The sequence below is a fragment of the Streptomyces sp. NPDC046831 genome, from assembly GCF_040645305.1.
Taxonomy (GTDB): domain Bacteria; phylum Actinomycetota; class Actinomycetes; order Streptomycetales; family Streptomycetaceae; genus Streptomyces.
Genome location: NZ_JBEYXZ010000002.1, coordinates 120,120 through 145,193, shown reverse-complemented (window position 1 = coordinate 145,193; position 25,074 = coordinate 120,120). Strand labels below are relative to the sequence as shown.

Below are 25,074 nucleotides of genomic sequence, written 5' to 3'. Positions count from 1 at the left end.
GTTCACTCTCCTGACGGCACCGGGTCACAGGGTTGGTCGTGTGCCTGGTTCCGTGCCGCGCACAGGGGCCGACGGGGCTGGCGCACGATCTCGGTGTCGTCGGCCAGCCCTGTCACGCGGGTCGAGTCACCGTCCACCTCGAGGTCGATACGTCGGTCGGCCAGCGGGATGTTGTGGATGCGCAGACTTCCATACCGGGCCGGCCAGGCGGGGGCGACCCACACCTGACCGTGCGACATCCAGGGGTCGATCCGCAGCAGCGCGCGTACCAGTTGGATCGGGGTGGCAGCGGCCCAGGCCTGGGGGGAGCACGAGGTGGGATACGGCAGCGGCGTGTCGTATTCGCTGCGGTCGAAGCCGCAGAACAGCTCGGGCAGCCGGCCGCCGAAGGCCTCCGCGGCGTCGAGGATGCCGGTCGCCACCCGCTGGGCCTGTTCCACGAAGCCGTACCGCATCAGGCCTGTGGTCACGATGGCGTTGTCGTGCGGCCAGACCGAGCCGTTGTGGTAACTCATGGGGTTGTACGCACCCATCGTGGACGCCAGGGTGCGCACGCCCCAGCCGGTGAACATCTCCGGTGACAGCAGCCGCTCCGCCACCTGCTCGGCCTTGTCGCGGTCGGCGATCCCGGTCCAGAGGCAGTGACCCATGTTGGAGGCCAGCGCGTCGATCGGGCGTTTGTCCCGGTCCAGGCCGACCGCGTACCAGCCGCGTTCAGGCAGCCAGAACTGCTCGTTGAAGGCCTCCTTCAGCGCGGTCGCCCGCCGCGTCCAGTGCTCGACCGCCTTCAGGTCGCCGGCCTCGTGGGCGAAATGCGAGCGCACGACATAGGCCGCGTAGACGTAGCTCTGCACCTCGCACAGGGCGATCGGCGCTTCGGCCAGGGTGCCGTCGGCGAAGTTGATGCCGTCGTAGGAGTCCTTCCACCCCTGGTTGAGCAGGCCGTTGGCGGTCATCCGCTGGTACTCCACGAAGCCGTCGCCGTCCCGGTCGCCGTACTCCTCGACCCACTGCAGCGCCCGGTCGGCATGCGGCAGCAGCGCCTCGACGGCGTCGGGGGCGAGGCCCCACCGGCTGAGCTCCCCCAGGACGATCACGAACAACGGGGTGGCGTCGGCGGTGCCGTAGTAGACGCTGCCGCCGCCGCGGGCCAGGGGGAAGTCCAGGCCGAACCGGGTTTCGTGCAGGATGCGCCCGGGCTGTTCCTCGGTGTCCGGGTCGACCTTGCGGCCCTGGTTGCGGGCCAGAGTCTGCAGGGTGCCCAGGGCCAGGGTCTGGTCCAGCGGCAGTGCCATGTACGAGGACAGCAGCGAGTCGCGGCCGAACAGGGCCATGAACCAGGGGGCACCTGCCGCGACCGCCGTGTCCTCGGGGTGCCGCGGGTCGAAGATGCGCAGCGCGCCCAGGTCCTCAGAGCTGCGCCGCAGCGTCTTGTGCAGCTCGGGGTCCTCGATGTCGGCGATGCGCGGTGCGCTCTCGCGCCAGGCGCGCAGGCGGCGTGCCGGCGCGGACTCGCCCGGTTCCATCCCCAGGTGGAAGACGCCGCCGGCCTCCTCCCCCTCGACGCTGGGGCGGACCAGGACGGTGGTGTGCCATTCGCCGCGCGCCGGCACCTCGGCCACGAAATCCAGCCCGTCCGGCCGCGCGGTGGCATCGCTGCTCTCCACCCGCACGCCGCGCAGGGAATCACCCGAGTGCAACGCCAGTTCCAGAGCATCGCCGGCGGGCGTGGCCCTGACCTCGCCCACCACGCGTACGCGGCTCTCCTTGACCGCGAACACGTCGGCGAAGTCGGCGCCCGCACGCAGCGAGACCGGCACTGTCATCGGACGCGTGCTGAGGTTGCGCAACCGGAGGTCCTCGCGCATCCCCTCGCCGATGTAGCGCCGGCGTTCGAGCAGGAGTTCGCTCTGGGAGCCGTGTGGCGGGACGCGGGAGACGAACGTGGTGCTGTAGGGGTCCTGGGAAAGCACGGTGAGGTGGTGCGGCCAGCGGCCGTCCACCCGGATCTGCCAGTCGGAGATGACCCGCATGTCGCGGAAGAACAGCCCCTGCGGCTCCTCGGCCTCCATGTCGCCCGAGGTACCCGAGACGCAGAACGTCGGCCCCTCGACCAGTGTGACGGTGGCCGCCGCGAGCACGGCCGGTTCCGCTTCCTCGATGATGGCGCCGGCCTCGTCGGTCATGGCTCCTCCTAGCCCGGGACGCTGACGAGAGCCTCGAAGTCCCGGGGCAGCTGGGACATCACGTGGCGGAACTCGCCACTGCTGACCGCGTCCCTCAGGGTGCTCAGCACGGCCCGTACACCCTCGCGGGCCTCGTCCGGGCTCACCCCTGCTCGCCTGCTCACCCGATCGATGAACTCGTCGAGTCCGAAGCGTTCGGCCTCCGGAGTGGGAGAGACCAGCGGTTCCTTCAGCGGCTTGGGCAGTTCGGACGCGAGGTCGTCCGCCTCACCCCTGGTGAGCCGCTCGGCCAGTGTTTCCAGGGTGGCGCGGATCAGGGGCTCCGCCTTTTCCTGGGGGACGGAGGCGCGCCGGGTGACGGTGTCGAGAAAGGTGTTGTAGTCCATGAGCCGTCCTCCTTCTGAAGCCTTGCAGCCGTCTGGGGGTGGGACCTGGGACAGCCACCCAGGGGTGCAGCGTGCGTATGGGGGTGGCGGGCTGATACGTAGCAGGTCCGTGGGCCCCGGCAGAGGCCGCGTGACATCGGACATGTCTATGTTCCGGATGTGGGCCGCACTCTGCCTGCTCCCTGCGGGAGGAAAAGCGGTGGGCTCGATGCGCCTCCGAGCACAAGGGCAGACGGCCTCCACCACGGCAGGGCCGCGGTCCTCGGGGACGCCGGCGCGTGGACCGTGGGGGCACGGCCGACGCGGCTCTCACCCGCAGTCAGGAGACGGGCAGGACCTCGCCACGGCCGTACGGCCGGCCGGGGGACGCCAGGGCATTTCCTGCTGCTCTGCCAGGGCAGGAGGAAGCGTTCGTTTTCGGCCTCGGGTGCGGAGGCGTTCAGCAGGGGGCTCTGCGAATCTCGACCGGGTAACAGCCGATCGCGGCGCTGGCGGGAGCGAACGACGCCGTCCGGTTCCTCGTGAGGAGGCGAGAGGCATGGCCGTGATGGGTGTGTCGAAGTTCGAGAGGTTCTTCCGCGCCGCCGCAGGTCTCGATGTGGACAAGAACGACCTGAAGCGGTACGGCGACTTCATCGACGCCAAGCTCTACGACCTCCTGGTCGTCGGCCAGGCGTCGGCCAAGGCCAACGGCCGGGACACCCTCGAACCGTGGGACCTGCCGATCACCAAGGGCCTCCAGGAGAGCATCCACCGGTTCCGGCGGCTCGACGAGGAGGTCGAGCTCAAGCCGATCCTGGAACAGCTCGCCGCGCACCCTCCCCTCGACAGGACGCCCACCCCGGAGACCGAAGAGCGCTACCCCGAGATCATCGGCGGTCTCAGCGTCGCCCTCGCCGAGATGTTCAAGATCATGTATCCGGACGACAAGAACCCGCAGACCGGCCACTGGGAGAGCGTGACCGCGGCGTTCGACCGGCTGCTGTAGCAGTCCCGCCCCGGCGCGTGCCGCCGATCGCGATGACGGCTGGACCGAGGCCGTCCTCCACCGGGACGGCAGGTCCGGCCGACCGTGCGCACCGACGCGCTCGGGGCAGGCGCGGCCGGGCCTCGCAGTCCCCGGTCCGGAAAAGGGATCCGGACGGGCCCTGCCGGGTGTCCCTGCCGCTCGCCTCGTACAACCAGCGACTCGTGAAGGGATCCGTACCGTGACACAGGAACTCCGGGGGATGCGGGTGGGAATTCTGGCCACCGACGGCGTCGAACGCGTGGAACTCGACCAGCCGCGCGGTGCGTTGTGGGGTGCGGGGGCGAAGACCGAGATCCTCTCGCTCCACCACGGCGAGATCCAGGCCCGCCAGTTCGACCTCAACCCGGCGGGAACCTTCCCCGTGGACCGCCTGGTCGCCGACGCCTCCGTCGACGACTACCACGCCCTGCTTCTGCCCGGCGGCACCATGAACCCCGACCAGCTGCGCATGAACCGCGACGCGGTGCAGTTCGTCAAGGACTTCATGGCGAGCGGGAAACCGGTCGCATCGATCTGCCACGGCCCGTGGACCCTGGCGGAAGCCGACGCCGTGCGCGGCCGCCGTCTGACGTCCTGGCCCAGCATCCGCACCGACCTGCGCAACGCCGGCGCGGAGGTCGTCGACCAGGAGGTGGTCGTCGACGGGCAGCTGGTCACCAGCCGCAGCCCGGCCGACCTGCCCGCCTTCTGCGCCGCCGTCGTGGAGCAGTTCGCCCGGGCGCACCACCCCACGCCCGGCTGAACCGGGGGCCTCTGGTCGCCGCGGCCAGGGCAGGCGGTGGACGGAGGGGCGGGCCCGCTGGGCCCGCCCCGCCGTGGAGGGGCGGCTCCCTGCCCCCGCAGACCGAGCGCCGGTGCCACTTTTCGACCCGCCGGGCGCAGGCGGGTGACCGGGTGAAGAGCCACTCTGGGGCCTGCAGGGACCGCTCGGCGGTCCGCCGGCGAAAGGAGTCGCCATGACCGAGCAGGCCCGCAGGACCGTTGCCTCGTACGCGACGTACCAGGAAGCCGAACGTGCCGTCGATCACCTCGCCGACCAGGGCTTTCCCGTCCAGAAGGTGGCGATCATCGGTCGGGACGTGCGCCTGGTCGAACAGGTGATCGGTCGAATGGGGTATGGCACGGCTGCTCTCCACGGCGCATCCGCCGGAGCGCTGCCCGGCGTGCTCATCGGCTGGATCTTCGGGCTGCTGAACTGGCTGGACCCCGTCGTCTCCGGTCTGCTCCTCGCCCTGTACGGGCTGATCTTCGGAGCGGTCGTCGGTGCGCTGCTCGGCGTGCTGTTGTACGCGGCCCAGGGCGGCCGCCGGGACTTCGCCTCGGTCCGCTCGATGGAGCCGAGCCGGTACGACGTCGTGGCGGACGAGGACGTCGCCGATGAGGCCGTCCGGCTGGTCGCCGGGCTGGAGAGCAAGTCCGACGCGAACGCGGAGAGCGCCTCCTCCAGGGGCGACGGCCCGCGCAGCGACCCCGCCCCCAGCTGAACGCATTTCGGAACCGGGCGGACAGGGCCCGGAGGATGAACGGTCGCCGACGGACGTCGACCGCGGAAGGAGTTCCTCATGGCCAAGGCAGTGGGCATCGACCTGGGCACCACCAACTCGGTGATCGCCGTGTGGGAGGGCGGCGAGCCGACCGTCGTGCCCAACAGCGAGGGCAGCCGGACCACACCGTCCGTGGTGGCCTTCACCGACACCGGCGAGCGCCTGGTGGGGCAGTTGGCCCGCCGCCAGGCGATCCTCAATCCCAAGGGCACCATCTACTCGGCCAAGCGGTTCATCGGCCGGCACTTCGACGAGGTCTCCGACGAGGCCAAGGCCGTCGCCTACGACGTCGTCCCGGGAGAAAACGGCGAGGCGCGCTTCAAGGTGCGTGACAAGCTCTACGCGCCTGAGGAGATCAGCGCCCTGGTGCTGCGCAAACTCGCAGACGACGCCTCCAAGCAGCTGGGGGAGCGGGTCACGGAGGCGGTCATCACGGTGCCCGCCTACTTCAACGACGCCCAGCGCACCGCCACCCGTGACGCCGGACGGATCGCGGGACTGGAAGTGCTGCGGATCATCAACGAACCGACGGCGGCCGCCCTCGCGTACGGCATGGACAAGAAGGAGCACGAGACCGTCCTGGTCTTCGACCTCGGCGGCGGCACCTTCGACGTGAGCATCCTCGACGTCGGCGACGGCGTGGTCGAGGTGCGCTCCACGGCGGGTGACAGCCATCTGGGCGGCGACGACTTCGACCGGCGTCTGGTGGACTACCTCGCGGACGACTTCCAGAAGGAGAACGGCATCGACCTGCGCAAGGACCCGCAGGCGCTGCAACGCCTGTTCGAGGCGGCGGAGAAGGCCAAGACCGAGCTCAGCTCCGTCACCCAGACCCAGGTCAACCTGCCGTTCATCACCGCCGACGCCTCCGGGCCCAAGCACCTCACCGACACGATCATGCGGTCCACGTTCGAGCAGATCACCGCCGACCTGGTGGAGCGCTGCCTGGGACCGGTCCAGCAGGCCATGGCCGACGCCAAGGTCGGCGAGAACGACATCGACGAGGTCATCCTCGTAGGCGGCTCCACCCGCATCCCCGCCGTCCAGGCGCTGGTGCGACGGCTGACCGGCGGCAAGGAACCCAACATGAGCGTCAACCCCGATGAGGTCGTGGCGCTGGGCGCCGCGATCCAGGCCGGGGTGCTCAAGGGCGAGGTCAAGGATGTCCTGCTGCTCGACGTCACCCCGCTGTCCCTGGGAGTGGAGACGCGCGGCGGAGTGATGACGAAGATCGTCGAGCGGAACACCACCATCCCGGTGCGCCGCAGCGAGACCTTCTCCACCGCCGAGGACAACCAGCCGGCCGTCGATGTGGTGGTCCTCCAGGGCGAGCGCGAGCGGGCCGCCGACAACCGGGCGCTCGGCCGGTTCCAGCTCACCGACATCCGGCAGGCGCCGCGGGGCGAACCCCAGATCGATGTCACTTTCGACGTCGACGCCAACGGCATCCTCAACGTCAGCGCGCGCGACAAGGACACCGGCAAGGAACAGGGCATCACCATCAGTGAGAGCTCCAACCTCGACCGGGGCGAGGTCGAGCGCATGGTCCAGGAGGCCGAGCGCAACCAGGGCCAGGACCAGGCCCTGCGCGAGGCCGTCGACGCCCGCAACGAACTGGACGCGATCGCCTACCAGGTCGAAAAGCGCCTGAGCGAACTGGGCGACGCCGCGCCCGCGCACGAGAAGGCCCGTGCCGAGATGCTGGTGGCAGAGGCCCGCGACGCCGTCAAGAACGAGGCCGGAGTCGACAAGACCAGGCCGCTGATCTCCGAACTCCAGCAGGTCTACGCCGGGCTCGCCGCCCACCAGGCCGAAGCCGCGCAGGCGAGTGGTCCGTCGGACACCACCGGGCCGGAGGGCTCCGCACAGGGCGGGGCCGGCACCGACGAAGACGTGGTCGACGCCGAGTTCGACAAGGGCTGAGGTATCCGCCATGCCCATCTCTCCCCAGGACCGATCGTCCGACCCGCCGCCCGGAAGCGCCGCACATCAGCCGCAGGGCGACCTGCCCGAGCCCGCGCCGCCGACCACGCAGGCCGAACCGGGGCCCGACGCCGCCACCGGTCCCGCCGGGGCCGACGACGAGTACGCGGCCGCGCTGAAAGAGGTGGAGGACCGCTGGCGGCGTGCCCTCGCCGACCTCGACAACCTGCGCAAACGACACGCCAGGGAACTCGACCGGGAGCGCGCGGCCGAACGCGCCCGCACGGCCGCCGCCTTCCTTCCCGTCATCGACAACCTCGAACTGGCCCTGAATCACGCGGGCTCCGACCCAGGGGCGATCGTCGAGGGGGTTCGCGCCGTGCGCGACCAGGCCGTGTCCACTCTTGAACGCCTCGGCTACGAGCGTCACGCAGAGACCGGCGTCACGTTCGACCCCTCCCGGCACGAGGTCGTCGGCGTGGTCCAGGACCCCGACGCCGAACCGAACACCGTGGCGCAGGTGCTGCGTCCCGGCTACGGCGAGGCCGAGCGGCAGCTGAGGCCGGCCGCCGTGACCGTCGCCAAGCGGGAGTGAGCGGCCATGGCACGCGACTTCTACGAGGTCCTCGGGGTTCCGCGCAACGCCGACAAGGACGAGATCCAGCGGGCGTATCGCAAGCTGGCCCGCAAGCACCACCCCGACGTCAACAAGGACCCGGCCGCGGAGGAGCGGTTCAAGGAGATCAATGATGCCTTCAGCGCCCTGTCCGACCCGGACCAGCGGGCCCGTTACGACCGGTTCGGCGAGGACTTCCGGAAGGTCCCCGAGGACTGGGAGGAGCGGGTCGGTGCCGGCGCGGGACCCGGCGGCGGCTTCCGCTGGTCCACCGGGGGCGGCCCCCGGGGCCGGTACGCCACCAGCGGCTTCGGCGCGGAGGGTGTCGACATCGACGACCTGTTCGGCTCGTTCTTCGGGGGCGCCGGACGGATGCGTGTCCCCGGAGCCGACCAGGAGGCCGAACTGCCGCTCACCGTCGAGGAGGCCTACCGCGGAGGCCGCCGCACCGTCACCCTCGCCGGGCCCTCCGGGCAGCGGAGCTACGAGGTCGACGTGCCGCGCGGCGTCGTCGACGGGCAGCGCATCCGGCTGGCGGGCGAGGGCGGCCGCGGCAGCGGCGACGGCCCCGCGGGAGACCTGTACCTGCGGGTGCGGATCCAGCCGCACCCCCTGTTCCGCCTCGACGGCCGGGACGTGTACGTGCAGCTTCCGGTCACCCCCTGGGAGGCCGCGCTGGGCGCGACGGTTCCCGTGCCCACGCCGAGCGGGGCGACGGCCAAGGTGACCGTACCCCCCGGGTCCTCCAGCGGCCGGCGGCTGCGGCTGCGCGGCGAGGGCATGCCGGGACCGCGCGGCGCCAACGGCGATCTCTACGCCGAACTCCGGATCATGGTGCCGCCCAAGCTCAGCGACCGGGAGCGCGAACTGTTCGAGGAGCTCGCCGCCGTCTCCTCGTTCGACCCCAGGAGGACACGATGAGCGACCGACCGGTCGACGCGCGCCAGGCGTCTTCGCCGACCGCGCCCGCACCGGCACGCGTCCAGTACGCGATCGTGCCGGTGCCCAGGCTCTCCCTGCAGACCGCGGCCCGCCGCGCCGGCGTCCATCCCGACCTCGTCCGCCGGTTCGTCGCTCTGGGACTGGTCGAGGCCGAGCGTGACGCCGCTGGGGGGCTGGTGTTCGAACCCACCGCACCGGCCGCCCTCGCCCGCGTCCAGCGGCTGCGCATCGGGCTGTGCCTCAACTACGCATCCATCGGCCTGGTGCTCGACCTGCTGGACCGCATCAGCCTGCTCGAAGCCGCACTGCGCCGCGCCGGTACGAGGAGTGAAACATTCCCATGGACATGAACCGTCTCACCCAGAAGTCCCAGGAAGCCCTCCAGGAGGCTCAGACCGCGGCCGTCCGCATGGGACAGACCGAGGTCGACGGGGAACACCTGTTGCTCGCTCTCCTCGACCAGGAGGACGGCCTCGTCCCGCGACTGGTGCAACAGGCGGGCGGCGACCCGGAGCAACTGCGGGCCGCCGTGCGGGAGGAACTGGCCCGGCGCCCCAAGGTGACCGGCCCCGGCGCGGCGCCCGGCCAGGTCTTCGTCACCCAGCGCCTGTCCCGCCTGCTCGACGCGGCCGAGCGGGAGGCCAAACGCCTCAAGGACGAGTACGTGTCCGTGGAGCACCTCCTGCTCGCCCTGGCCGACGAGGGCTCGGCGACCGCCGCCGGACGCCTGCTCAAGGAGCACGGCGTGACCCGCGAGTCGTTCCTCAGCGCGCTGACCCAGATCCGGGGCAACCAGCGGGTCACCTCCGCCAACCCGGAAGTGGCCTACGAGGCCCTGGAGAAGTACGGCCGCGACCTGGTCCTCGAGGCCCGCTCCGGGCGGCTGGACCCGGTCATCGGCCGCGACGGGGAGATCCGCCGCGTCACCCAGATCCTCAGCCGCAAGACCAAGAACAACCCCGTCCTCATCGGCGACCCCGGCGTCGGCAAGACCGCCATCGTCGAGGGCCTGGCCCAGCGGATCGTCCGCGGCGACGTGCCCGAGGGCCTGCGCGACAAGACGGTGTTCGCCCTCGACATGGGCTCCCTGGTCGCCGGTGCCAAGTACCGCGGTGAGTTCGAGGAACGCCTCAAGGCCGTCCTCAGCGAGGTGAAGGCCGCCCAGGGGCGCATCCTGCTCTTCGTCGACGAACTGCACACCGTCGTCGGCGCGGGCGCCGCCGAAGGGGCGATGGACGCGGGCAACATGCTCAAGCCGATGCTCGCCCGCGGTGAACTGCACATGATCGGCGCCACCACCCTCGAGGAGTTCCGCAAGCACATCGAGAAGGACGCCGCCCTCGAACGCCGCTTCCAGCAGGTCCTGGTCGACGAGCCGAGCGTGGAGGACACCATCTCCATCCTGCGCGGCCTGCGCGAACGCCTGGAGGTCTTCCACGGCGTGAAGATCCAGGACACCGCGCTGGTGTCCGCGGCCACCCTCAGCCATCGCTACATCACCGACCGTTTCCTTCCCGACAAGGCGATCGACCTCGTCGACGAGGCGTGCGCCCGGCTGCGTACCGAGATCGACTCGATGCCCGCCGAACTCGACGAGATCACCCGGCGTGTCACCCGCCTGGAGATCGAGGAGGCGGCCCTGTCCAAGGAGACCGACCCCGCCAGCAAAGCCCGCCTGGAGGAACTGCGCAAGGAACTGGCCGACCTGCGCGCCGAGGCCGACGCCAAACGCGCCCAGTGGGAGGCCGAACGGCAGGCCATCCGCCGCGTGCAGGAACTGCGCCAGGAACTGGAACAGGTCCGTCATGAGGCGGAGGAGGCCGAACGCGCCTACGACCTCAACCGCGCCGCCGAACTCCGCTACGGCCGCCTCCAGGAGCTCGAACGCCGGCTCGCCGCGGAGGAGGAGCAACTGGCCGCCAAGCAAGGGAAGAACCGGCTGCTGCGCGAGGTCGTCACCGAGGAGGAGATCGCCGAGATCGTCGCCGCCTGGACCGGCATCCCCGTCGCCCGTCTCCAGGAGGGCGAACGCGAGAAACTGCTGCGCCTCGACGAGATCCTGCGCGAGCGCGTCATCGGCCAGGACGAGGCCGTCAAACTCGTCGCCGACGCCATCATCCGCGCCCGCTCCGGCATCCGCGACCCTCGCCGCCCCATCGGCTCGTTCATCTTCCTCGGCCCCACCGGCGTCGGGAAGACCGAGCTGGCCAAGACCCTCGCCCAGGCCCTGTTCGACTCCGAGGAGAACATGGTCCGCCTCGACATGAGCGAGTACCAGGAGCGGCACACCGTCAGCCGGCTCGTCGGCGCACCGCCCGGATACGTCGGCTACGAGGAAGGCGGCCAGCTCACCGAGGCCGTACGCCGCAAGCCGTACTCGGTGGTGCTGTTCGACGAGATCGAGAAGGCGCACACCGACGTCTTCAACACCCTGCTGCAGGTCCTCGACGACGGACGCATCACCGATGCCCAGGGCCGCACGGTCGACTTCCGCAACACCATCATCATCATGACGTCCAACATCGGCTCCGTGCACCTCCTCGACGGCGTCACCGCCGAGGGTGAGATCAAGCCGGACGCCCGCGCCCTGGTGATGGGGGAGCTGCGCGGGCACTTCCGCCCGGAGTTCCTCAACCGCGTCGACGACATCGTGCTGTTCAAGCCACTCGGTGAGCGGCAGATCGAGCGCATCGTGGAGCTGCAGTTCGACGAGCTGCGCCGCCGCCTCGCCGAACGCCGCATCACCGTCGAACTCACGGACGCCGCCCGGGAGCTGATCGCCCAGCAGGGCTACGACCCGGTATACGGGGCCCGGCCGCTGCGCCGCTACATCTCCCATGAGGTCGAGACCATGGTCGGGCGTGCCCTGCTGCGCGGCGACGTCCAGGAAGGCGCCACGGTCCGCGTCGACGCCGAGGCGGGGGAACTGGTGGTCACCTACGAACGGCCCGAGGACGTGGAAGGAGCGCGGGCGGCATGAGCACGATGCAGGCGACGACTGTCCGTTGTCCCCACTGCGGGCGCACCAACCGGGTGCCCGTGGCCGCGGAGGGCCGCCCCAAGTGCGGCCACTGCAAGCAGCCCCTACCGTGGATGGTGGACGCGGGCGACGACGACTTCGCCGAGGTCGCCGAGCGGGCCGACGTCCCCGTCGTGGTCGATCTGTGGGCCACCTGGTGCGGCCCCTGCCGCATGGTCAGCCCCGCGCTGGAGAAGGTCGCCACCGACCTCGCCGGCCGCATCAAACTCGTCAAGGTCGACGTCGACAAGAACCCGCGGCTGTCGCAGCGTTTCGAGGTCCAGGCGGTGCCCACGCTGCTCGTCCTCGACCGGGGTGAGACGGTCGCCCGGCAGGCGGGGGCGGCGCCCGCCCCCGCTCTGCGCCGGTGGGTGGAACAGTCGATCACCGGCCGGGAAAGGTGATCCGGATGACCCAGCACGCGGACCCCCACCTCGCGCTCGTCCGGCCGGTCCGGCCGCTGACGCCAGAAGGGTGTCAGGAGTGTCTGCTCCTCGGCTCCCCCTGGGTCCACCTGAGGCTCTGCCTGAGCTGCGGGCACGTCGGCTGCTGCGACTCCTCGCCGAACAAGCACGCGCGCAGGCACGCAGCTGCCGACGCCCATCCCATCGTGCAGTCGTTCCAGCCCGGCGAGGACTGGCGCTGGTGCTACGTGCACGAGGCGTTCGTCTGATGTCCGGCGACCATTCGCTGCCGGGCGGAGAACCGGTACCGGAGGAAACGGACGAGGGCGTCTTCTGGGAGACCCCGGACATCTACGGGGCGTATCCGCGCCTCACGGAGGACCAGATAGCACGTCTGACGGAGCACGGGCAACGCCGGAGCACGGCTCCGAACGAGGTGCTGATCCGGGAGGGAGAGCGCTGCGAGACGTTCTTCGTCGTCCTCAGCGGTTCCGTCGCCGTCGTCGAGGACTACGGCACTCCCGAGGAGCACCTGCTGCGCGTGCACGGCCCCGGCCGCTTCATCGGCGAACTCGGGCTGCTGCACGGACAGGTGGCCTTCTACACCGCTGTCGTCAGGGAGCCGGGCGAAGTCCTCGTCGTCTCCCTGGACCAGTTGCGCCACCTGGTGTCCCAGGACTCCAACATCGGGGACACCGTGCTCCGCGCCTGTCTCGGCCGTCGCGCGCTGCTCGTCGGACAGGGCGCCGGCTTCCGCATCATCGGCTCGCGCTACTCGCCCGACACCAGGCGGCTGCGCGAGTTCGCCATCCGCAACCGGCTGCCGCACCGCTGGATCGACCTGGAGACCGACAAGGAGGCCGAGGAACTGCTGCGCCGCTTCGGCGTCGGCCCGGCGGAGACACCACTCGTCATCTGGCGGGACACCACCCTGTTGCGCAACCCCAGCAACGCGGAACTGGCCCGGCTCATCGGCCTGCCGTCCCTGCCCGCCGGAAACCGTCACGGCGACGTCCTCATCGTAGGCTCCGGACCCGCCGGCCTCGCTGCCGCGGTGTACGCCGCCTCCGAGGGCCTGAGCACCACCGTGGTGGAGGCGATGGCCACCGGCGGCCAGGCCGGCACGTCGTCCCGCATCGAGAATCTGCTCGGCTTCCCGTCCGGCATCTCCGGCGCCGAACTCACCGAACGCGCGGTGCTCCAGGCCGACAAGTTCGGCGCCAGGATCAGCATTCCGATGGAGGCGACCGGTCTCGAGCCCGAGGGCGACGACCACTACGCGGTGGCCTTCGCCGACGGCAGCCGGATCGCCGCCCGCGCCGTCGTCCTGGCCATGGGTGCCCGCTACCGCCGGCTTCAGGTGCCCGGCATCGAACGCCTGGAGGGAACGAGCGTGCACTACTCGGCGACCGTCTACGAGGCCCAGCAGTGCCGCGCCGACCCGGTGGCCGTCGTCGGCGGAGGCAACTCGGCAGGCCAGGCGGTGCTGTTCCTCGCCCAGTACGCGCCGAAGGTGTACCTGCTGGTCCGAGGAGACAGTCTCGAGGCCAACATGTCCCGCTACCTGGTCGACCAGGTCGAGCGCCATCCGCGGGTGGAGGTCATGCTGCACACCGAGGTCACCGAGGTCATCGGCCAGGAGGTGCTGGAGGAGCTCGACGTCGTCGACAACCGCACGGGCGGGCACCGCCGGCTCGCGGTGCGGGGCCTGTTCGTCTTCACCGGCGCCGACCCTCACACCGAGTGGCTCGCCGGCAGCATCGCCCTCGACGCCCGCGGCTTCGTCCTCACCGGGCCGGAGGCCCAGGAAGCCTGTGCCCACCCCGAGGTGTGGCACGGCCGCGGGCGCTCGAGCATGACCCTGGAAGCCAGCCTGCCCGGAGTCTTCGCGGTGGGGGACGTCCGTAGCGGCTCGGTGAAGCGGGTGGCCTCGGCGGCCGGTGAGGGCGCGATGGCCATCCACTTCGTGCACCGGCACCTGGGGCACTCGGCCGTACCCGGCACCACGGGCACGCCGGCCGCCGCGGGCGGCTCGGACGTCTCCCCACGCATACGTCACAAGGAGTCCGCATGGCTCGCATGACACATGGCGGGCGATGAGAACACGAGAAGGAAGAAGGAGGCGACAGCGATGACGATGCCCGTCCGGCGCCACCGCGGTGGCGGTATGCAGGAAAGGCCCGTCTGGGTACCCACCCCTGCCAATCCCCTGGTCGAGTTCGACGAACTGCTCAACCAGATGAGCGGTCTGCTGGAGTCGACGGTGGGCGCGGCACCCACGGCCGCGTGGACGCCCCTCGCGGACGTGACGGAGTCCGAGGATGCGTTCCACATAGAGATCGAACTGCCCGGTGTGAAGAGCAAGGACATCAACGTCGAGGCCAACGGTCCCGAAATCGTGGTCACCGGAGAGATCAAGGAGCGGGAACGCAAGGGCGCCCTGCGTCGCAGCACCCGCCGCGTGGGAGCCTTCGAGTACCGTTTGCGGCTGCCCGGAGAGTTGGACACCAACAACATCAAGGCCGACCTGCAGGACGGAGTGCTCAGCATCACCGTCCCCAAGGCCGAAACCACCAGGCCCCGCCGGGTCCAGATCAGCGAGTCCGGCGAGGGCACGCGCGAAGACGCCGCCCAGAGCGGCGCAGCGGCGAGCGGCGGGACCACCTCCGCCTGAGACGCCTGAGATCCGACCGAGCCGGCGGTGCCGGACCTGGTCCGTCACCGCTGCCGTCGCGGCGGGGGCAACGCCCTGCACGGTGCGGTATGTCTCCGCCGCCCCCCACATCGGCACGGGGCTGCCGCCTCTGCGAACGCCTCGACCGCCCCCCCCAGCGCGCCGCACCACCCCTTGGCCGACCCCCACTGAAAGGGCATCACCGCCGTGATGCCGACAGCGGCGTACGGGTGCGGCGCTCGACGCGGCCGCGAGGCTGCCTGCCCCTCCAGCCGGCGCGGTGCCCCTCGCCGCCGGCGCCGTCACCCACCCCCGTGCGCGGGTCCTGATCCGTCACCTTCCGTCGCCACGGCGGCCCGCACCCGCTGCTCCTCGCGAGCAGAGACGACGTCCCGCTCCAGGGGGGTGCGGCTCACCGCCGTCGCGAGATCTTCCAACGCCCGTTTCTGCAGTTCCGCCTCGCGCCGCACGACCTGGCTCCGGTTGTCGGCGGCGGCGTCCTCCCAAGCGTGGAGCGCCTCCTCCACCCGCCCCCAGTCCGGATTCCTGTGCTCGCGCACGTCGGCCGCCGCCTCCGCGGTGTCCGCCTCCAGCGCCTCGGCGAACCGCTCCGCCTCGGGGACGACACGGCTGTCCGCCGGCCGTACGTGGCCCTCCAACAGCATCGCCGCGCGGCCGAACCCCTTCAGCGCCTTCTGCGCCTCCTGCGCCTCACGCGACGTCAGGCCCCGGGGGCGGACCGGTTCCTGCCGTGCCCGGTCGTATGCCTCCTGCCAGGCGGCATGTGCCTCCCTGCTGGCCAGCAGTGCCCTGCGCATGTCGGCGTAATGCTCCAGGGTCGGTTCGGCGTAGTTGCGGAGCACCGCGGCCGCGTAGCGGCCGGTGGCGGCGAGCCAGTCCGCGAGCCGGCCCGGCAGCCGGGGCGTCTCCCATGCGGGGAACACCACGTAGGCCAGCATCGCCAGGGCCCCGCCGAGCAGGGTGAGCACCACCCGCTCCGGGACCGTCTGCTTCCACGCCTGGCCGCCCATGCCGAGCAGGAAGACGACGTACGCGGCGGTGAAGCACTGGGAGTAGGCGTAGCCGGTCCGGATCACCGTGTACGACAGGCCCGCCGAGACCACCGCCAACGCGCCGAACACATGGGCGTCCGGGCCCAGGGCCCGCACCATCCCGGTGGCGAGCGCGACCCCTGCCACGGTCCCGGCGAGACGGGCCACGGCACGCGCGTACGTCCGGTGGAAGTCCGGCCGCATCACCATCACCGAGGCGATGGGCGCCCAGTAGCCGTGGCCCAGGGGGAGCCGGGCGGCGATCAGGTAGCCGAGCGTGGCCACCGCCGCCAGACGGACGGCGTGCCGGAACACGGGGGAGTCCCGGCGGAGCTCACACCGGACCGCCCGGACGACCACCGGGACCAGCCGCAACATCGTCGGGCGCACCAGGAACTGGGCACCGGCGGGGCCGGGCGGCGTGGGCGCCGTCCCGCGCGCGCCGCCGCTCCCGGCGATCTCCCACACCTCGCCGAGCAGGTCCGTGAGCCGCTCGGCAGCTTGCCGCGCGGGGCCCTCCAGCACCTCGTTCTCCTCGTCGACGCGCAGGACGTCCGTGCTCCCGGGCCGCACCTCGGCGGGAGTGCCGCGGCGGATCGAACGGGCGGCCGCGTCCAGGACGTCGGCGGCCGCGTCGAGCAACTCCCGCGCGCGGTCCCGCCCGGGTCCCTCCGCCGGGGCGCCGACGTCCGGGTCGGCGAGCGCGGCGACGACCGGCCGGATGCGCTCGGCGAGTCCCCGGGGGCCGTGCAGGACAGGGGGACGGGTGCGGGCCTGTGACGGCGTCACGGCAGCCGCCTCCCGGGCCGTCATCAACGGTTCCGGGTCGAACGGGGCGGTCGGGTCGTGCCGCAGCCGGCGGGCGTAGTCCGCCACGGCGGCCAGGGCGTCGGCGAGCGCGTCACGATGCGCTCCCCAACGCCGGATCGGGAACAGCATGATCAGCACGGCCTGCGTCGCGCCCCCGAGTGCGATGAGCCCGGCGTGCTCCAGGGCTTGCCCGAAGCTCGCGGGCAGGGTGACGGTCACCAGCATGCTGCCCACGGTCGTCGCTGCGACGATTCCGGCGGTCGATCCGACAGCCCACGCCATCCCCGCGGCGAAGGCCCATACGGCCAGCAGCGGGAGGAACGTCACGAGCCGCCCCGCCGCCAGGTAGCCGACGAAGGTGCTGAGCGCCAGACCCGCGCCCGCGCCGAGCGCGAGCACCTTGCGTGGACGCCAGGTGCGCTGGAAGGTGGCCGCACCCGCGGAGTAGGCACCGAGGGCGGCGGACGCGGCGTACGCGGGGGAGATCAGCCACAGCACCGGCCCGATGACGATCGCCACGCCGGCGGCCGTGCGCAGCGCGAGCAGGGGCTCCAGCCGCGTCTCCTCGATCCTGAGCCCGGATCGCACGACCTCACCGAAGGCCCGCAGCCACGTCACGGGTGCGCGCGCGGCCGGAGGGCCGCTGCTTTTCATGATGACTTCCCCAGCTGCCGCGGCGTCACCGCGGCACAAGGATGACCGGACGGCGCAGAAAGCCCGACTGAACGGCGCCCTGGCCGTCTTCGGCTTCCTGGGCCTCCCGCTCTCACGTGATGCGGCGGAGCCAGTCCTCCACGCGCTCGCCCACCTCGCCGACCGTGGTGACCTCGCCGTGCCCCGGGCACACCACCGTCTCGGGGGGCAGGGTGGCGAGGCGCTCGCGGATCGATTGGACCATCGCCTGGAAGTCGGAGTCCTCCGGCCCGATGGCTCCAGGGCCGCGCGAGAGCAGCATGTCCCCGGTGAAGACGCGGCGCAGCGCCGGATCGTACAGACTTACGGATCCCGGCGTGTGTCCCGGAGTGTGACGTACCGTCAGAGCGGTTCCGGCGACGTTGATCACCCGGCCGTCGACGAGTTCCTCGTCGGGGACCCGGCTGGGAAAGCTGCGGCGCCACAGTTCCAGGTCGTCCGGGTGCAGCATGATCGGAGCCCCGGTGCGGTCCGACAGAGCCACCGCCGCGTCGACGTGTCCGCTGTGTGCGTGGGTGCACGCGATCGCCACCACGCGGCGGTCGCCGAGCGCCGTGGCGATGACGTCCGGCTCGTGTGCGGCATCGACCACCATCGCCTGCTCGTCGTCACCGACGATCCACACGTTGTTCTGCATCGGCGTGGTATCGGCGTCCGGCCCGGCCACGACGCCGGTCGTCACCACGCACTCGACCCGGGCGGTCACGACATCACCGCCGGGAGCGCTCGGCCGCGGGCGGTCACCCGCGCTCTGGGGTCCTTCGCCTGCCGTTCCATGGAACAGCCCCTTTCCGGATGAGGCCCTCTCCTCCCAGTGGACCCCGCCGGGCAGGCGGCAGCAACCGGCAGGTCTTCCCTCACCGGGGCGGATGCGCTGACCTGCGTGACCCCATGGGTGCTCCGTCACAGTCGGAATCGGTGCCGGCCCTGCCCAGTGGCCGAGGCGACAGGTATGGGTTTGACTGGATCTGTTGGTGATCACGCCGACGGACGGCCTGACGACGACTGGGGCAGGGGCGCATGGAGTACGACGCATTCCTGGCGAAGGCAGCCGAGCGGGCGGGTGTCTCCCCCGACGCTGCGGAGACCCTCACACGCGCCACCTTCGAGGTGCTCGCCGACCGGATCAGCGGAGGAGAGGCCCAGGACCTCGCGGAGCCGCTGCCCGAGCCGCTGAAGAGCTGGCTGCGCACGGACGAGGAGATCGCGAAGGGCTACGGGGCCAGCTCGTTCGTCCGGCGTGTGGCGGACCGCGCGGACGTGCCCCGCGAACTCGCGGAGGCGGGGATCCGCGCGGTCCTGGCCACCCTGAGGGAAGCGGTCGGCGACCAGGAGTTCCGCGACGCGACCGCCCAGCTGCCCAGGGAGTACGACATCCTGCTCCCCACTCCCGCGGGCCCGGCCGGCGCCGGCTAGTGCCGCGTCAGGCAACGTTTGCCCGTCAAGGAGCGGCGTCCGGTGCGCGCTCTCGGCGTGACGGACGGCCTCGTACCGGATGTACTCGGGCTTTCGGCCGGTGGGGCGAGAGTGGGTGCCGGACGTCGCGACGGGGCGGACGTCGCCTGTCGCGGCACTAGCGACCGTTTGGAGGCGCCATGGACAGCGACGAGTTCATCCAGCTCGTCAGCGGGCGGGCCCACGTGCCCGAGGAGCAGGCCTGGGAGCTGACCCGGGCCACGATGCTGACGTTGGCCGAGCGGATCACCGGCGGCGAGGTCAGGCACTTGGCCGGCGTCCTGCCCGCCGAGATCGCCCCGCCCCTGGTCCCACCGGAGGATGTCGCCCAGAAGTTCGGGGTCGACGAGTTCGTCCGGCGAGTGAGTGAGCGTGCGGGCGTCGACGAGACCGTGGCGCGCAGGGGCGTTGCGGCGGTTTTCATGACCCTGGCAGAGGCCGTCCCCGGCACGGAGTTCGAGGACGTGATGGCGCAACTGCCCAACGAGTTCCAGAACATCTAGCGTCGGGCAGCCCGGCGCCCGCAACACGGCTGCGTGCGCGCACGCCATGAAGAATCGCTCGCAAGCGCTTTCCCCACGAGGTCGTGGCCGGCAGCATCGGCAACGGTCGTGAGGACGGCGCTGACGTCCCGAGCCGCCCACTGCTCGGTTGGGGGCTCAATGCGAAGTCCTCCGGCAGGTACGCCGCCGGATGGGCACCTCGCCGACCAGGTGCGCCGCAGCGGGGCGGGGACATGCGCCGGGCGGGGCATGCGTGCCCGGTTTCGTACTCGCCGTGTTCCCTCGCCTGGTCGAGGAAGGTGCTCCGCGGGGCGGGGTCACGCCGCCCGCCGCCCTTCTCTCCGGTGGGGCGGAGGGCGGGTGCGGGGGAGATCAGGTGCCCGTCCTCTGCCCCTGGTCGGCTCCGGCCGCCCTCGGTCGGCCGGAGCTCTTCTTGCTGGACCCGCTGACGGCGACCCTGCGCGGCTCGGCGCGCTCGAAGCGCAGGCTGTGCTGGTCACGCCCTGGCCGGGCGGACCGGTGGTGGCCCGCGCGCCGGCGGTGTGGCCGTCCCGCGCTGCCCCGGGGCCCTGGCTTCAGCCGGCCAGATCGGCCTTGCCGAACAGGACGGCGTAGCCGGAGGGGAGCTGGCTGATGATCTGGTTCAGCTCACCGCCGGAGACGGCTTCGGCCACGGTGGTCAGGACCGCGCTGGCGTCCCACTCCGCGGTGCGCGGCCGGGCGCCGGTGCGCTCGGCGACCCTGCGGTAGAACTCCTCGATTCCGAAGCTCTCGGCCTGCGGCGGCTTGGCCTCGGCCAGTGCCGGTCCGAGCCGTCCGGGCAGCTGGGAGGCAAGGTCATCGACCTCACCAGGGCTGATGCGCTGGGCCAGCACGCTCAGCACCGCTTCGGTCACCTTCGCGGCCTCGTCCTGGCTGTCGTATTCGCCGAGCTCGCGTACGCGAGCGAGGAACTCGTGCTGCTGCATCTCTCATCATCTCCGCTTGCCAGCGATCTGAGGGCATCGAACGCGATACCCCTTCCTGGGTACCCAGGTGCGGCCGAGCCTGTCAGGGGCGCGCGACAGGCCGGAGCGGCTGGTCCGCCGGGTCTGACGACTGCCGTACGCCGCACTCCCGCCCCCTCCGATCGCGCACTTCGTGCCGGGGACACCGCGCGCCGTTCCGGGACCCGCGGCGGGACCCGCGGCGGAAAGCGGGCGTCACGATCGACCATCACGTGTGAGCTGCGGCATTGCCGGTCCACCCCGTCGGGCTCCACGATGACGGAGCAGGGATGTCAAGGAAGGGAGCTCCTCATGAGTGATCATGTGCACGTGCGGCTCAGCCGGGGTCTGAGCGTGTCGGCCGAAGGACAACTGATCGAGCACTCGCACTGCAGGTGCGGGGCCACCTTCACGAAGGTGTTCGACTCGGACGGCGGGGAGCCGGAGGGCCCGGCGCCGTCCTGATGCGTGGCCCCGCGCCGCACGTGAGTCGCCGGCGACTGCCGGGAACGAGTGGTTCGTCGGGCTCTTGCGGCTGGGACTCTCAGGTGTGAAGTGGTCGTCCCGTGATCTGCGGTCCGTAGGTCGTGCCCACGTCGGGGTACGGCAGGCTCGGTGTGAACCACACCGGATCGGACGGTATCGGCGGGAAACCACGAAGCCCGTGGTGGCAGGCGTGGGCCGAGGGTGGCTGTCCTCGTAGGCGCCGCAACGCCGTGCCGCCTCCCGTGGGCGGACCGCCTCACGGCTCGCCGAGGGGGCGACGGTCACTCATCGGGGTGGCGGGTGCGCGTGCGCCGACGGTCGCTCGTCAGGGTGATGGCTTGAGGGCGGGCCGGCAGGGGGGTCTCCGTGGACACGGCGGTGGGCGCGGAGCGGCGGCCGGTGCCCCTCGCGTGGCGGCGGCAGAACGGCCCGCGCGCCCGGTTAGGCTGCGGCCGCCGAAGGTCGCGGTGCGCGTCCGGCGCCGCCGCGGCCCCGTGCACGCACCTCGCACACACCCGCCGCCGACCGCGCGTCGCGGGCCGGACCGACGGCGTCCGGGACGGTGCGTGAGGGCGGTGGACGTGACGGGGCTGGTGCGGGTGAGCGGACTGCGGACGGCGGGCCGGGCGATCGGGACGTGGCTCACCGCTCATGCCGGCCGGTGCCTGGCCGCCTCGCTGACGCTGCACGTCCTCGCCGTGTCGACGCAGCCTTCCCACCCGCTCGACCTGCGCGTCTACCGCGAGGCCTCCGCGCACCTCCTCACCGGCGGCCTGTACGACTACGCGCTGCACACCCGGCCGCCCATCCCTGAGCTGCCGTTCACCTACCCGCCCTTCGCCGCCCTGCTGTTCCTGCCGTTGTCCCGCCTGCCCTGGTCGGCGGGGCTCCTGCTGTGGCGGGTGGCCTCCGTGGCGGCCCTCTTCGTCATCAGCGCCTGCGCGGTCCGGCTCCTGCGCCCGCGCCCAGGCGGCCACCACCGAGCCCTGTCCCTGCTGTGGACCGCCGCCGGACTGTGGCTGGAACCGGTGCGGCACACCCTGGACCTGGGGCAGGTCAACCTGCTGCTGGGCGCCGTCGTCCTCGCGGGCCTGACGGTGTCCCGGACGGCGGTGGGCCGGGGCGCGGCCGTCGGGCTGGCGGCGGCGGTGAAACTGACGCCGGCGGTCGGCGGGCTGTACCTGCTGGCGACCCGGCAGTGGCGGGCGGCCGTCTGGGCCGCCGTCGCGGCCGGCGTCGCCACGGCGGCGGCCTGGTGCGTCGCCCCCGACGAGTCGGCCCGTTACTGGACCGGCCTCGTGACGGACACCCGGCGCGTCGGGCCGGTGTGGTCCGTGCGCAACCAGTCCCTGCGCGGGGCGCTGTACAGACTGCTCGGCCAGGACGGCGGCGCCACCCTCGTCTGGTGGGCCGCCCTCGCGCTGGCCACGCTGGGCACGGTCCTGGCGCTGCGGGCCGCCGCGCGGCGGCAGGACCCGCTCGGCGTCCTCGTCGCGGCGGAGCTGTACGGACTGCTCGTGTGCCCCGTCTCGTGGAGCCACCACTGGATCTGGTGCCTGCCCGCCATGATCTGGCTCGTGCACGGCCCCCACCGGGAAAGCCTGCTCGCCCGGGTCACGCTCGTGGTGTGGACACTAGCCGCAGGTGGCCGGCTCGTGCCGCAGCTCATCCGGGCGGAGGACCACCTGGCCGGTGCCAGCCCCTATCCGGCGCTGCTCGCCTGGCCGGGCTCGGTGTACGCCGTCTGCGCGGCGCTGACGCTCCTCACGCTCGCGTCCCGCCCCGTGCGGGGCCCTCACCCGGTGCCCGCACAGCCACCCGGTCACCAGCGCCCGCACGGACGGCGGGTGACGAACCGTCAGGTCCAGGCGCGGTAGTGCTCGTCCAGCAACTGGAAGACGGGCTCGCCGCGGACCGCGTCCCGGGCCGTGGACAGCCGGACCCGGTCGCCGCTGTGGATGCCGATGGGCGGGCCCATGACCCTGCCCCGCACGATGAAGCCCTCGGCCATCTCGACGAGGGACACATTGCGCGCGGCGGGGGTGTTGCGGTGCACCACCGTGGAGTGGCGGACCGTGCCGGTGCCCTCGCTGCGCTCCGTGCTGAGGTCGCTGCCCCGGCACACCGGGCAGAGCAGCCGGTGGTACATGGCGGTGCCGCACCAGGTGCAGCGCTGGAAGTACAGGGCTTCCGGGTCGCGGTCCTCGGGCTCCAGGAGGCCCGTCGCGGGGCCGGCTGCCGGATGAGCGGTGTTTCCTGAGTGGTGGTACACGCTGGTCAACTCCCTGCGCTCGGCCGGACATCACGTGCGCGGGTCACCCGTGCCCGTGCGTGCGCGGTCGCCGTGCCACCGTGCACGGGCTCAGCGTATGGCACTCAGTGCCACTCGTAAAGGCACTCCGTACCCTCAATTGTGAACCGGGACCACTCCTTCGCGGACCGCTTCCCCCGGTTTCCGGTGAGGGCCGTTTCTCCGGGCTGACCGCTGTCGAGGGGGCGGCCGTCCCCGCCGGTCAGTCCCGGCCCAGCGTCGACTCGATCTCCTGGACCACACGCCACAGCGGCGCCCCGCGCCGCGACACGACGACCACCACGTCGTCCTGCCCCTCGTCCCGCCCCGACCACTGTCCGGCCGGAGCGGAGGGCGGGCCGGCGGGCGGGCGGCCGAACGCCTCCTGCACATGGCCCAGCGCGTGGTCCACCGCGGCGCCCGCATCGCCCTGCCCGTCCGAACGCAGCCACGAGCGCAGGGCGTTGTTGTGCGCGGCGACCACGGCGGCGGCCACCACGTCCGCCCGCAGCGTGCCGTCGGGCCGGCCCGCGAACCGGGCGCGCAGGTACTGCGCGAGCGCCCGCTCGTACCGCCACACCACCGACAGTTCGTAGGCCCGCAGCCCCGGCACCTTCCTGGTGAGCCGGTAGCGCTGCACGGAGAAGGTCGGGTTCTCGGCGTACATCCGCAGCACCAGCCGGGCCGCGTCGCAGACCCGCCGCACGGGCTCGTCGTCGTCCGTGCCGGAGGAGAGGAACGCCGTCATGTCGGCCAGGCACCGCTCGTGGTCGGGGAAGACCACGTCCTCCTTGGACGGGAAGTAGCGGAAGAACGACCGCCGCCCGACCCCGGCGAGCGCGACGATGTCGTCGACGGTGGTCTGCTCGTAGCCCCGCTCCAGGAACAGCCGGAACGCCGCCGCCACCAGGGCGTCCCGCATGGGCGGTTTCGCGGTCGCCGCCTGTTCCCTGCCACCCCGCCCGGGGGACGCGTCGCTGGAGCTCATGTCCGCGAACGTAGCACCCGGCCGCGTCCGGACGGCACCGAGTGCAGCCGGGCAGGGAACCGAGTGCTCCGCCCTCGTCGGGGCGTAACCTTCCTGCACCGCCGACCTACGGACCACCTCCGCCCCTGGGAGCCCCCACCATGCCTCCGGCCCGCCCCCGTCTCCTCTACGTCACCGACCTGGCGTACCCGGCGCGCGGGCGCCGGTACGGCGACGAGGACGTGCATCTGACCTCCCGGCTGCGCGACGACTTCGACCTGGCTCTGTGCCACCCGGGGAACGCGGCGGCGCTCATGGACGCCTTCGACGCCGTCGTCGTGCGCAACAGCGGACCCGTCCTGGAGTACCGGGAGGCGTACGAGGACTTCCGGGCGCGGGCGCTGCGGGACGGGGTGCCGGTCTACAACCCGCTCACGGGCCGGGGGGACATGGCCGGCAAGCAGTACCTGGTGGACCTGGCCGCCGCCGGCTTCCCCGTCATCCCCACCGCCGACCGGGCCGAGGACCTCGGCCGGCTGCCCGCGGCGGACCGGTACGTGGTCAAGCCCAAGCTGGGCGCGGACTCGGCCGGCCTGCGCGTCGTCACCCGCGCGGAGGTTCCCGGCCTGGCCGACGGCAGCGTCCTGGTCCAGCCCCACGTCGACTTCGCCTACGAGGTGTCGTTCTACTTCGTCGACGACGAGTTCCACTACGCCCTGTACGCGCCGGACCCCGCCGCCCGCTGGCGCCTGGAACCGTACGCGCCGACCCCCGACGACCTCGCGTTCGCGCGCCGGTTCGTCGACTGGAACGGGCTCGCCCACGGCATCCAGCGGGTCGACGCCTGCCGGGCGCCCGGCGGTGAACTGCTGCTGGTCGAGCTGGAGGACCTCAATCCGTACCTGTCCCTGGACGCCCTCGACGACACCGTCAGGGACCGCTTCGTCACCGCGGTGAAGGAGTCCGTGCGGCGGTTCCTGGACGAGACCGCCTGACGGCCGCCCGCCACGGCCCCGGCGGCACCCGGCCGGGCGGGCCGGCGGGGCGGGGAGGGCCCCGCTGAACTCCCGGCGCTCCGGGCGCGTATCACTCGCCGGGGACGGAGTGG

The 25,074-nt window shown here is 72.0% G+C and carries 24 protein-coding genes; 17 read left to right on the top strand and 7 right to left on the bottom strand.

Going from position 1 to position 25,074, the window contains the following annotated elements; translation table 11 throughout:
- Positions 1 to 2 precede the first annotated feature (2 nt).
- Entirely contained in the window at positions 3 to 2,186 is a 2,184-nt protein-coding gene (locus ABZ920_RS02545; protein WP_361497985.1) for a glycogen debranching N-terminal domain-containing protein, read from the bottom strand.
- Positions 2,187 to 2,194: 8 nt separating this feature from the next.
- On the bottom strand, positions 2,195 to 2,572 hold the full coding sequence (locus ABZ920_RS02540) for a DUF2267 domain-containing protein (RefSeq protein WP_361497983.1): 378 nt from the start codon (positions 2,570 to 2,572) through the stop codon (positions 2,195 to 2,197).
- A gap of 538 nt (positions 2,573 to 3,110) precedes the next feature.
- On the opposite strand from ABZ920_RS02540, the gene ABZ920_RS02535 reads away from it, so the two are divergent.
- The 12 genes from ABZ920_RS02535 (at position 3,111) to ABZ920_RS02480 (ending at position 14,724) form a co-directional block, all read left to right on the top strand.
- Entirely contained in the window at positions 3,111 to 3,560 is a 450-nt protein-coding gene (locus ABZ920_RS02535) for a DUF1931 family protein (RefSeq protein WP_361497981.1), read from the top strand.
- A 220-nt stretch (positions 3,561 to 3,780) separates the two neighbouring features.
- The gene (locus ABZ920_RS02530) at positions 3,781 to 4,344 is read left to right on the top strand and encodes a type 1 glutamine amidotransferase domain-containing protein (protein WP_361497978.1); all 564 of its coding nucleotides are present in this window, start codon (positions 3,781 to 3,783) and stop codon (positions 4,342 to 4,344) included.
- A gap of 214 nt (positions 4,345 to 4,558) precedes the next feature.
- On the top strand, positions 4,559 to 5,086 hold the full coding sequence (locus ABZ920_RS02525; RefSeq protein WP_361497975.1) for a general stress protein: 528 nt from the start codon (positions 4,559 to 4,561) through the stop codon (positions 5,084 to 5,086).
- Between the two features lie 78 nt (positions 5,087 to 5,164).
- The gene (dnaK, locus tag ABZ920_RS02520) at positions 5,165 to 7,069 is read left to right on the top strand and encodes a molecular chaperone DnaK (protein WP_361497972.1); all 1,905 of its coding nucleotides are present in this window, start codon (positions 5,165 to 5,167) and stop codon (positions 7,067 to 7,069) included.
- A 10-nt stretch (positions 7,070 to 7,079) separates the two neighbouring features.
- Positions 7,080 to 7,664, top strand: a complete 585-nt coding sequence (gene grpE / locus ABZ920_RS02515) for a nucleotide exchange factor GrpE (RefSeq protein WP_361497969.1) — start codon at positions 7,080 to 7,082, stop codon at positions 7,662 to 7,664.
- 6 nt (positions 7,665 to 7,670) lie between these two features.
- On the top strand, positions 7,671 to 8,606 hold the full coding sequence (locus tag ABZ920_RS02510) for a J domain-containing protein (RefSeq protein WP_361497966.1): 936 nt from the start codon (positions 7,671 to 7,673) through the stop codon (positions 8,604 to 8,606).
- A complete protein-coding gene (locus ABZ920_RS02505) occupies positions 8,603 to 8,977 on the top strand; it encodes a chaperone modulator CbpM (RefSeq protein ID WP_361497963.1) in 375 nt (124 codons plus the stop codon). The genes ABZ920_RS02510 and ABZ920_RS02505 overlap by 4 nt, the downstream gene beginning before the upstream one ends.
- Positions 8,968 to 11,607, top strand: coding sequence for an ATP-dependent chaperone ClpB (clpB, locus tag ABZ920_RS02500; RefSeq protein WP_361497960.1), 2,640 nt, complete (start codon positions 8,968 to 8,970; stop codon positions 11,605 to 11,607). Before ABZ920_RS02505 ends, clpB begins: the two co-directional genes overlap by 10 nt.
- A complete protein-coding gene (gene trxA, locus ABZ920_RS02495) occupies positions 11,604 to 12,050 on the top strand; it encodes a thioredoxin (protein ID WP_361497957.1) in 447 nt (148 codons plus the stop codon). The genes clpB and trxA overlap by 4 nt, the downstream gene beginning before the upstream one ends.
- A 5-nt stretch (positions 12,051 to 12,055) precedes the next feature.
- Positions 12,056 to 12,319, top strand: a complete 264-nt coding sequence (locus ABZ920_RS02490) for a UBP-type zinc finger domain-containing protein (RefSeq protein ID WP_361497954.1) — start codon at positions 12,056 to 12,058, stop codon at positions 12,317 to 12,319.
- A complete protein-coding gene (locus ABZ920_RS02485; RefSeq protein WP_361497951.1) occupies positions 12,319 to 14,133 on the top strand; it encodes an FAD-dependent oxidoreductase in 1,815 nt (604 codons plus the stop codon). The genes ABZ920_RS02490 and ABZ920_RS02485 overlap by 1 nt, the downstream gene beginning before the upstream one ends.
- 48 nt (positions 14,134 to 14,181) lie before the next feature.
- On the top strand, positions 14,182 to 14,724 hold the full coding sequence (locus ABZ920_RS02480; protein WP_361497948.1) for an Hsp20/alpha crystallin family protein: 543 nt from the start codon (positions 14,182 to 14,184) through the stop codon (positions 14,722 to 14,724).
- Between the two features lie 302 nt (positions 14,725 to 15,026).
- Here the strand turns inward: ABZ920_RS02480 and ABZ920_RS02475 are convergent, their stop codons facing one another.
- A complete protein-coding gene (locus ABZ920_RS02475; protein WP_361498359.1) occupies positions 15,027 to 17,204 on the bottom strand; it encodes an FUSC family protein in 2,178 nt (725 codons plus the stop codon).
- Positions 17,205 to 17,352: 148 nt separating this feature from the next.
- Complete coding sequence (locus ABZ920_RS02470; protein ID WP_361497945.1) at positions 17,353 to 17,985, bottom strand: MBL fold metallo-hydrolase; 633 nt, start codon at positions 17,983 to 17,985, stop codon at positions 17,353 to 17,355.
- Between the two features lie 314 nt (positions 17,986 to 18,299).
- On the opposite strand from ABZ920_RS02470, the gene ABZ920_RS02465 reads away from it, so the two are divergent.
- Positions 18,300 to 18,695: a DUF2267 domain-containing protein gene (locus ABZ920_RS02465; protein WP_361497942.1), complete on the top strand. Its 396-nt coding sequence runs from the start codon at positions 18,300 to 18,302 to the stop codon at positions 18,693 to 18,695.
- 179 nt (positions 18,696 to 18,874) lie between these two features.
- Positions 18,875 to 19,237 (top strand): DUF2267 domain-containing protein, encoded by a 363-nt coding sequence (locus ABZ920_RS02460; RefSeq protein ID WP_361497939.1) that lies wholly within the window; start codon positions 18,875 to 18,877, stop codon positions 19,235 to 19,237.
- Positions 19,238 to 19,812: 575 nt separating this feature from the next.
- Here the strand turns inward: ABZ920_RS02460 and ABZ920_RS02455 are convergent.
- Complete coding sequence (locus tag ABZ920_RS02455) at positions 19,813 to 20,205, bottom strand: DUF2267 domain-containing protein (RefSeq protein WP_361497936.1); 393 nt, start codon at positions 20,203 to 20,205, stop codon at positions 19,813 to 19,815.
- A gap of 330 nt (positions 20,206 to 20,535) precedes the next feature.
- Here ABZ920_RS02455 and ABZ920_RS02450 point away from each other — a divergent pair, with 330 nt between their 5' ends.
- Together ABZ920_RS02450 and ABZ920_RS02445 are read left to right on the top strand one after the other, a co-directional pair.
- Positions 20,536 to 20,688: a hypothetical protein gene (locus ABZ920_RS02450; protein ID WP_361497933.1), complete on the top strand. Its 153-nt coding sequence runs from the start codon at positions 20,536 to 20,538 to the stop codon at positions 20,686 to 20,688.
- A gap of 596 nt (positions 20,689 to 21,284) precedes the next feature.
- Positions 21,285 to 22,586, top strand: a complete 1,302-nt coding sequence (locus ABZ920_RS02445; RefSeq protein WP_361497930.1) for a glycosyltransferase 87 family protein — start codon at positions 21,285 to 21,287, stop codon at positions 22,584 to 22,586.
- Here ABZ920_RS02445 and ABZ920_RS02440 read toward each other — a convergent pair.
- Entirely contained in the window at positions 22,568 to 22,981 is a 414-nt protein-coding gene (locus tag ABZ920_RS02440; RefSeq protein WP_361497927.1) for a zinc ribbon domain-containing protein, read from the bottom strand. The genes ABZ920_RS02445 and ABZ920_RS02440 overlap by 19 nt on opposite strands.
- Before the next feature lie 241 nt (positions 22,982 to 23,222).
- Positions 23,223 to 23,987, bottom strand: a complete 765-nt coding sequence (locus tag ABZ920_RS02435; protein ID WP_361497924.1) for a TetR family transcriptional regulator — start codon at positions 23,985 to 23,987, stop codon at positions 23,223 to 23,225.
- 140 nt (positions 23,988 to 24,127) lie between these two features.
- Between ABZ920_RS02435 and ABZ920_RS02430 the strand changes: the two genes are divergently transcribed.
- On the top strand, positions 24,128 to 24,961 hold the full coding sequence (locus ABZ920_RS02430; protein WP_361497921.1) for a hypothetical protein: 834 nt from the start codon (positions 24,128 to 24,130) through the stop codon (positions 24,959 to 24,961).
- Positions 24,962 to 25,074: the final 113 nt, after the last annotated feature.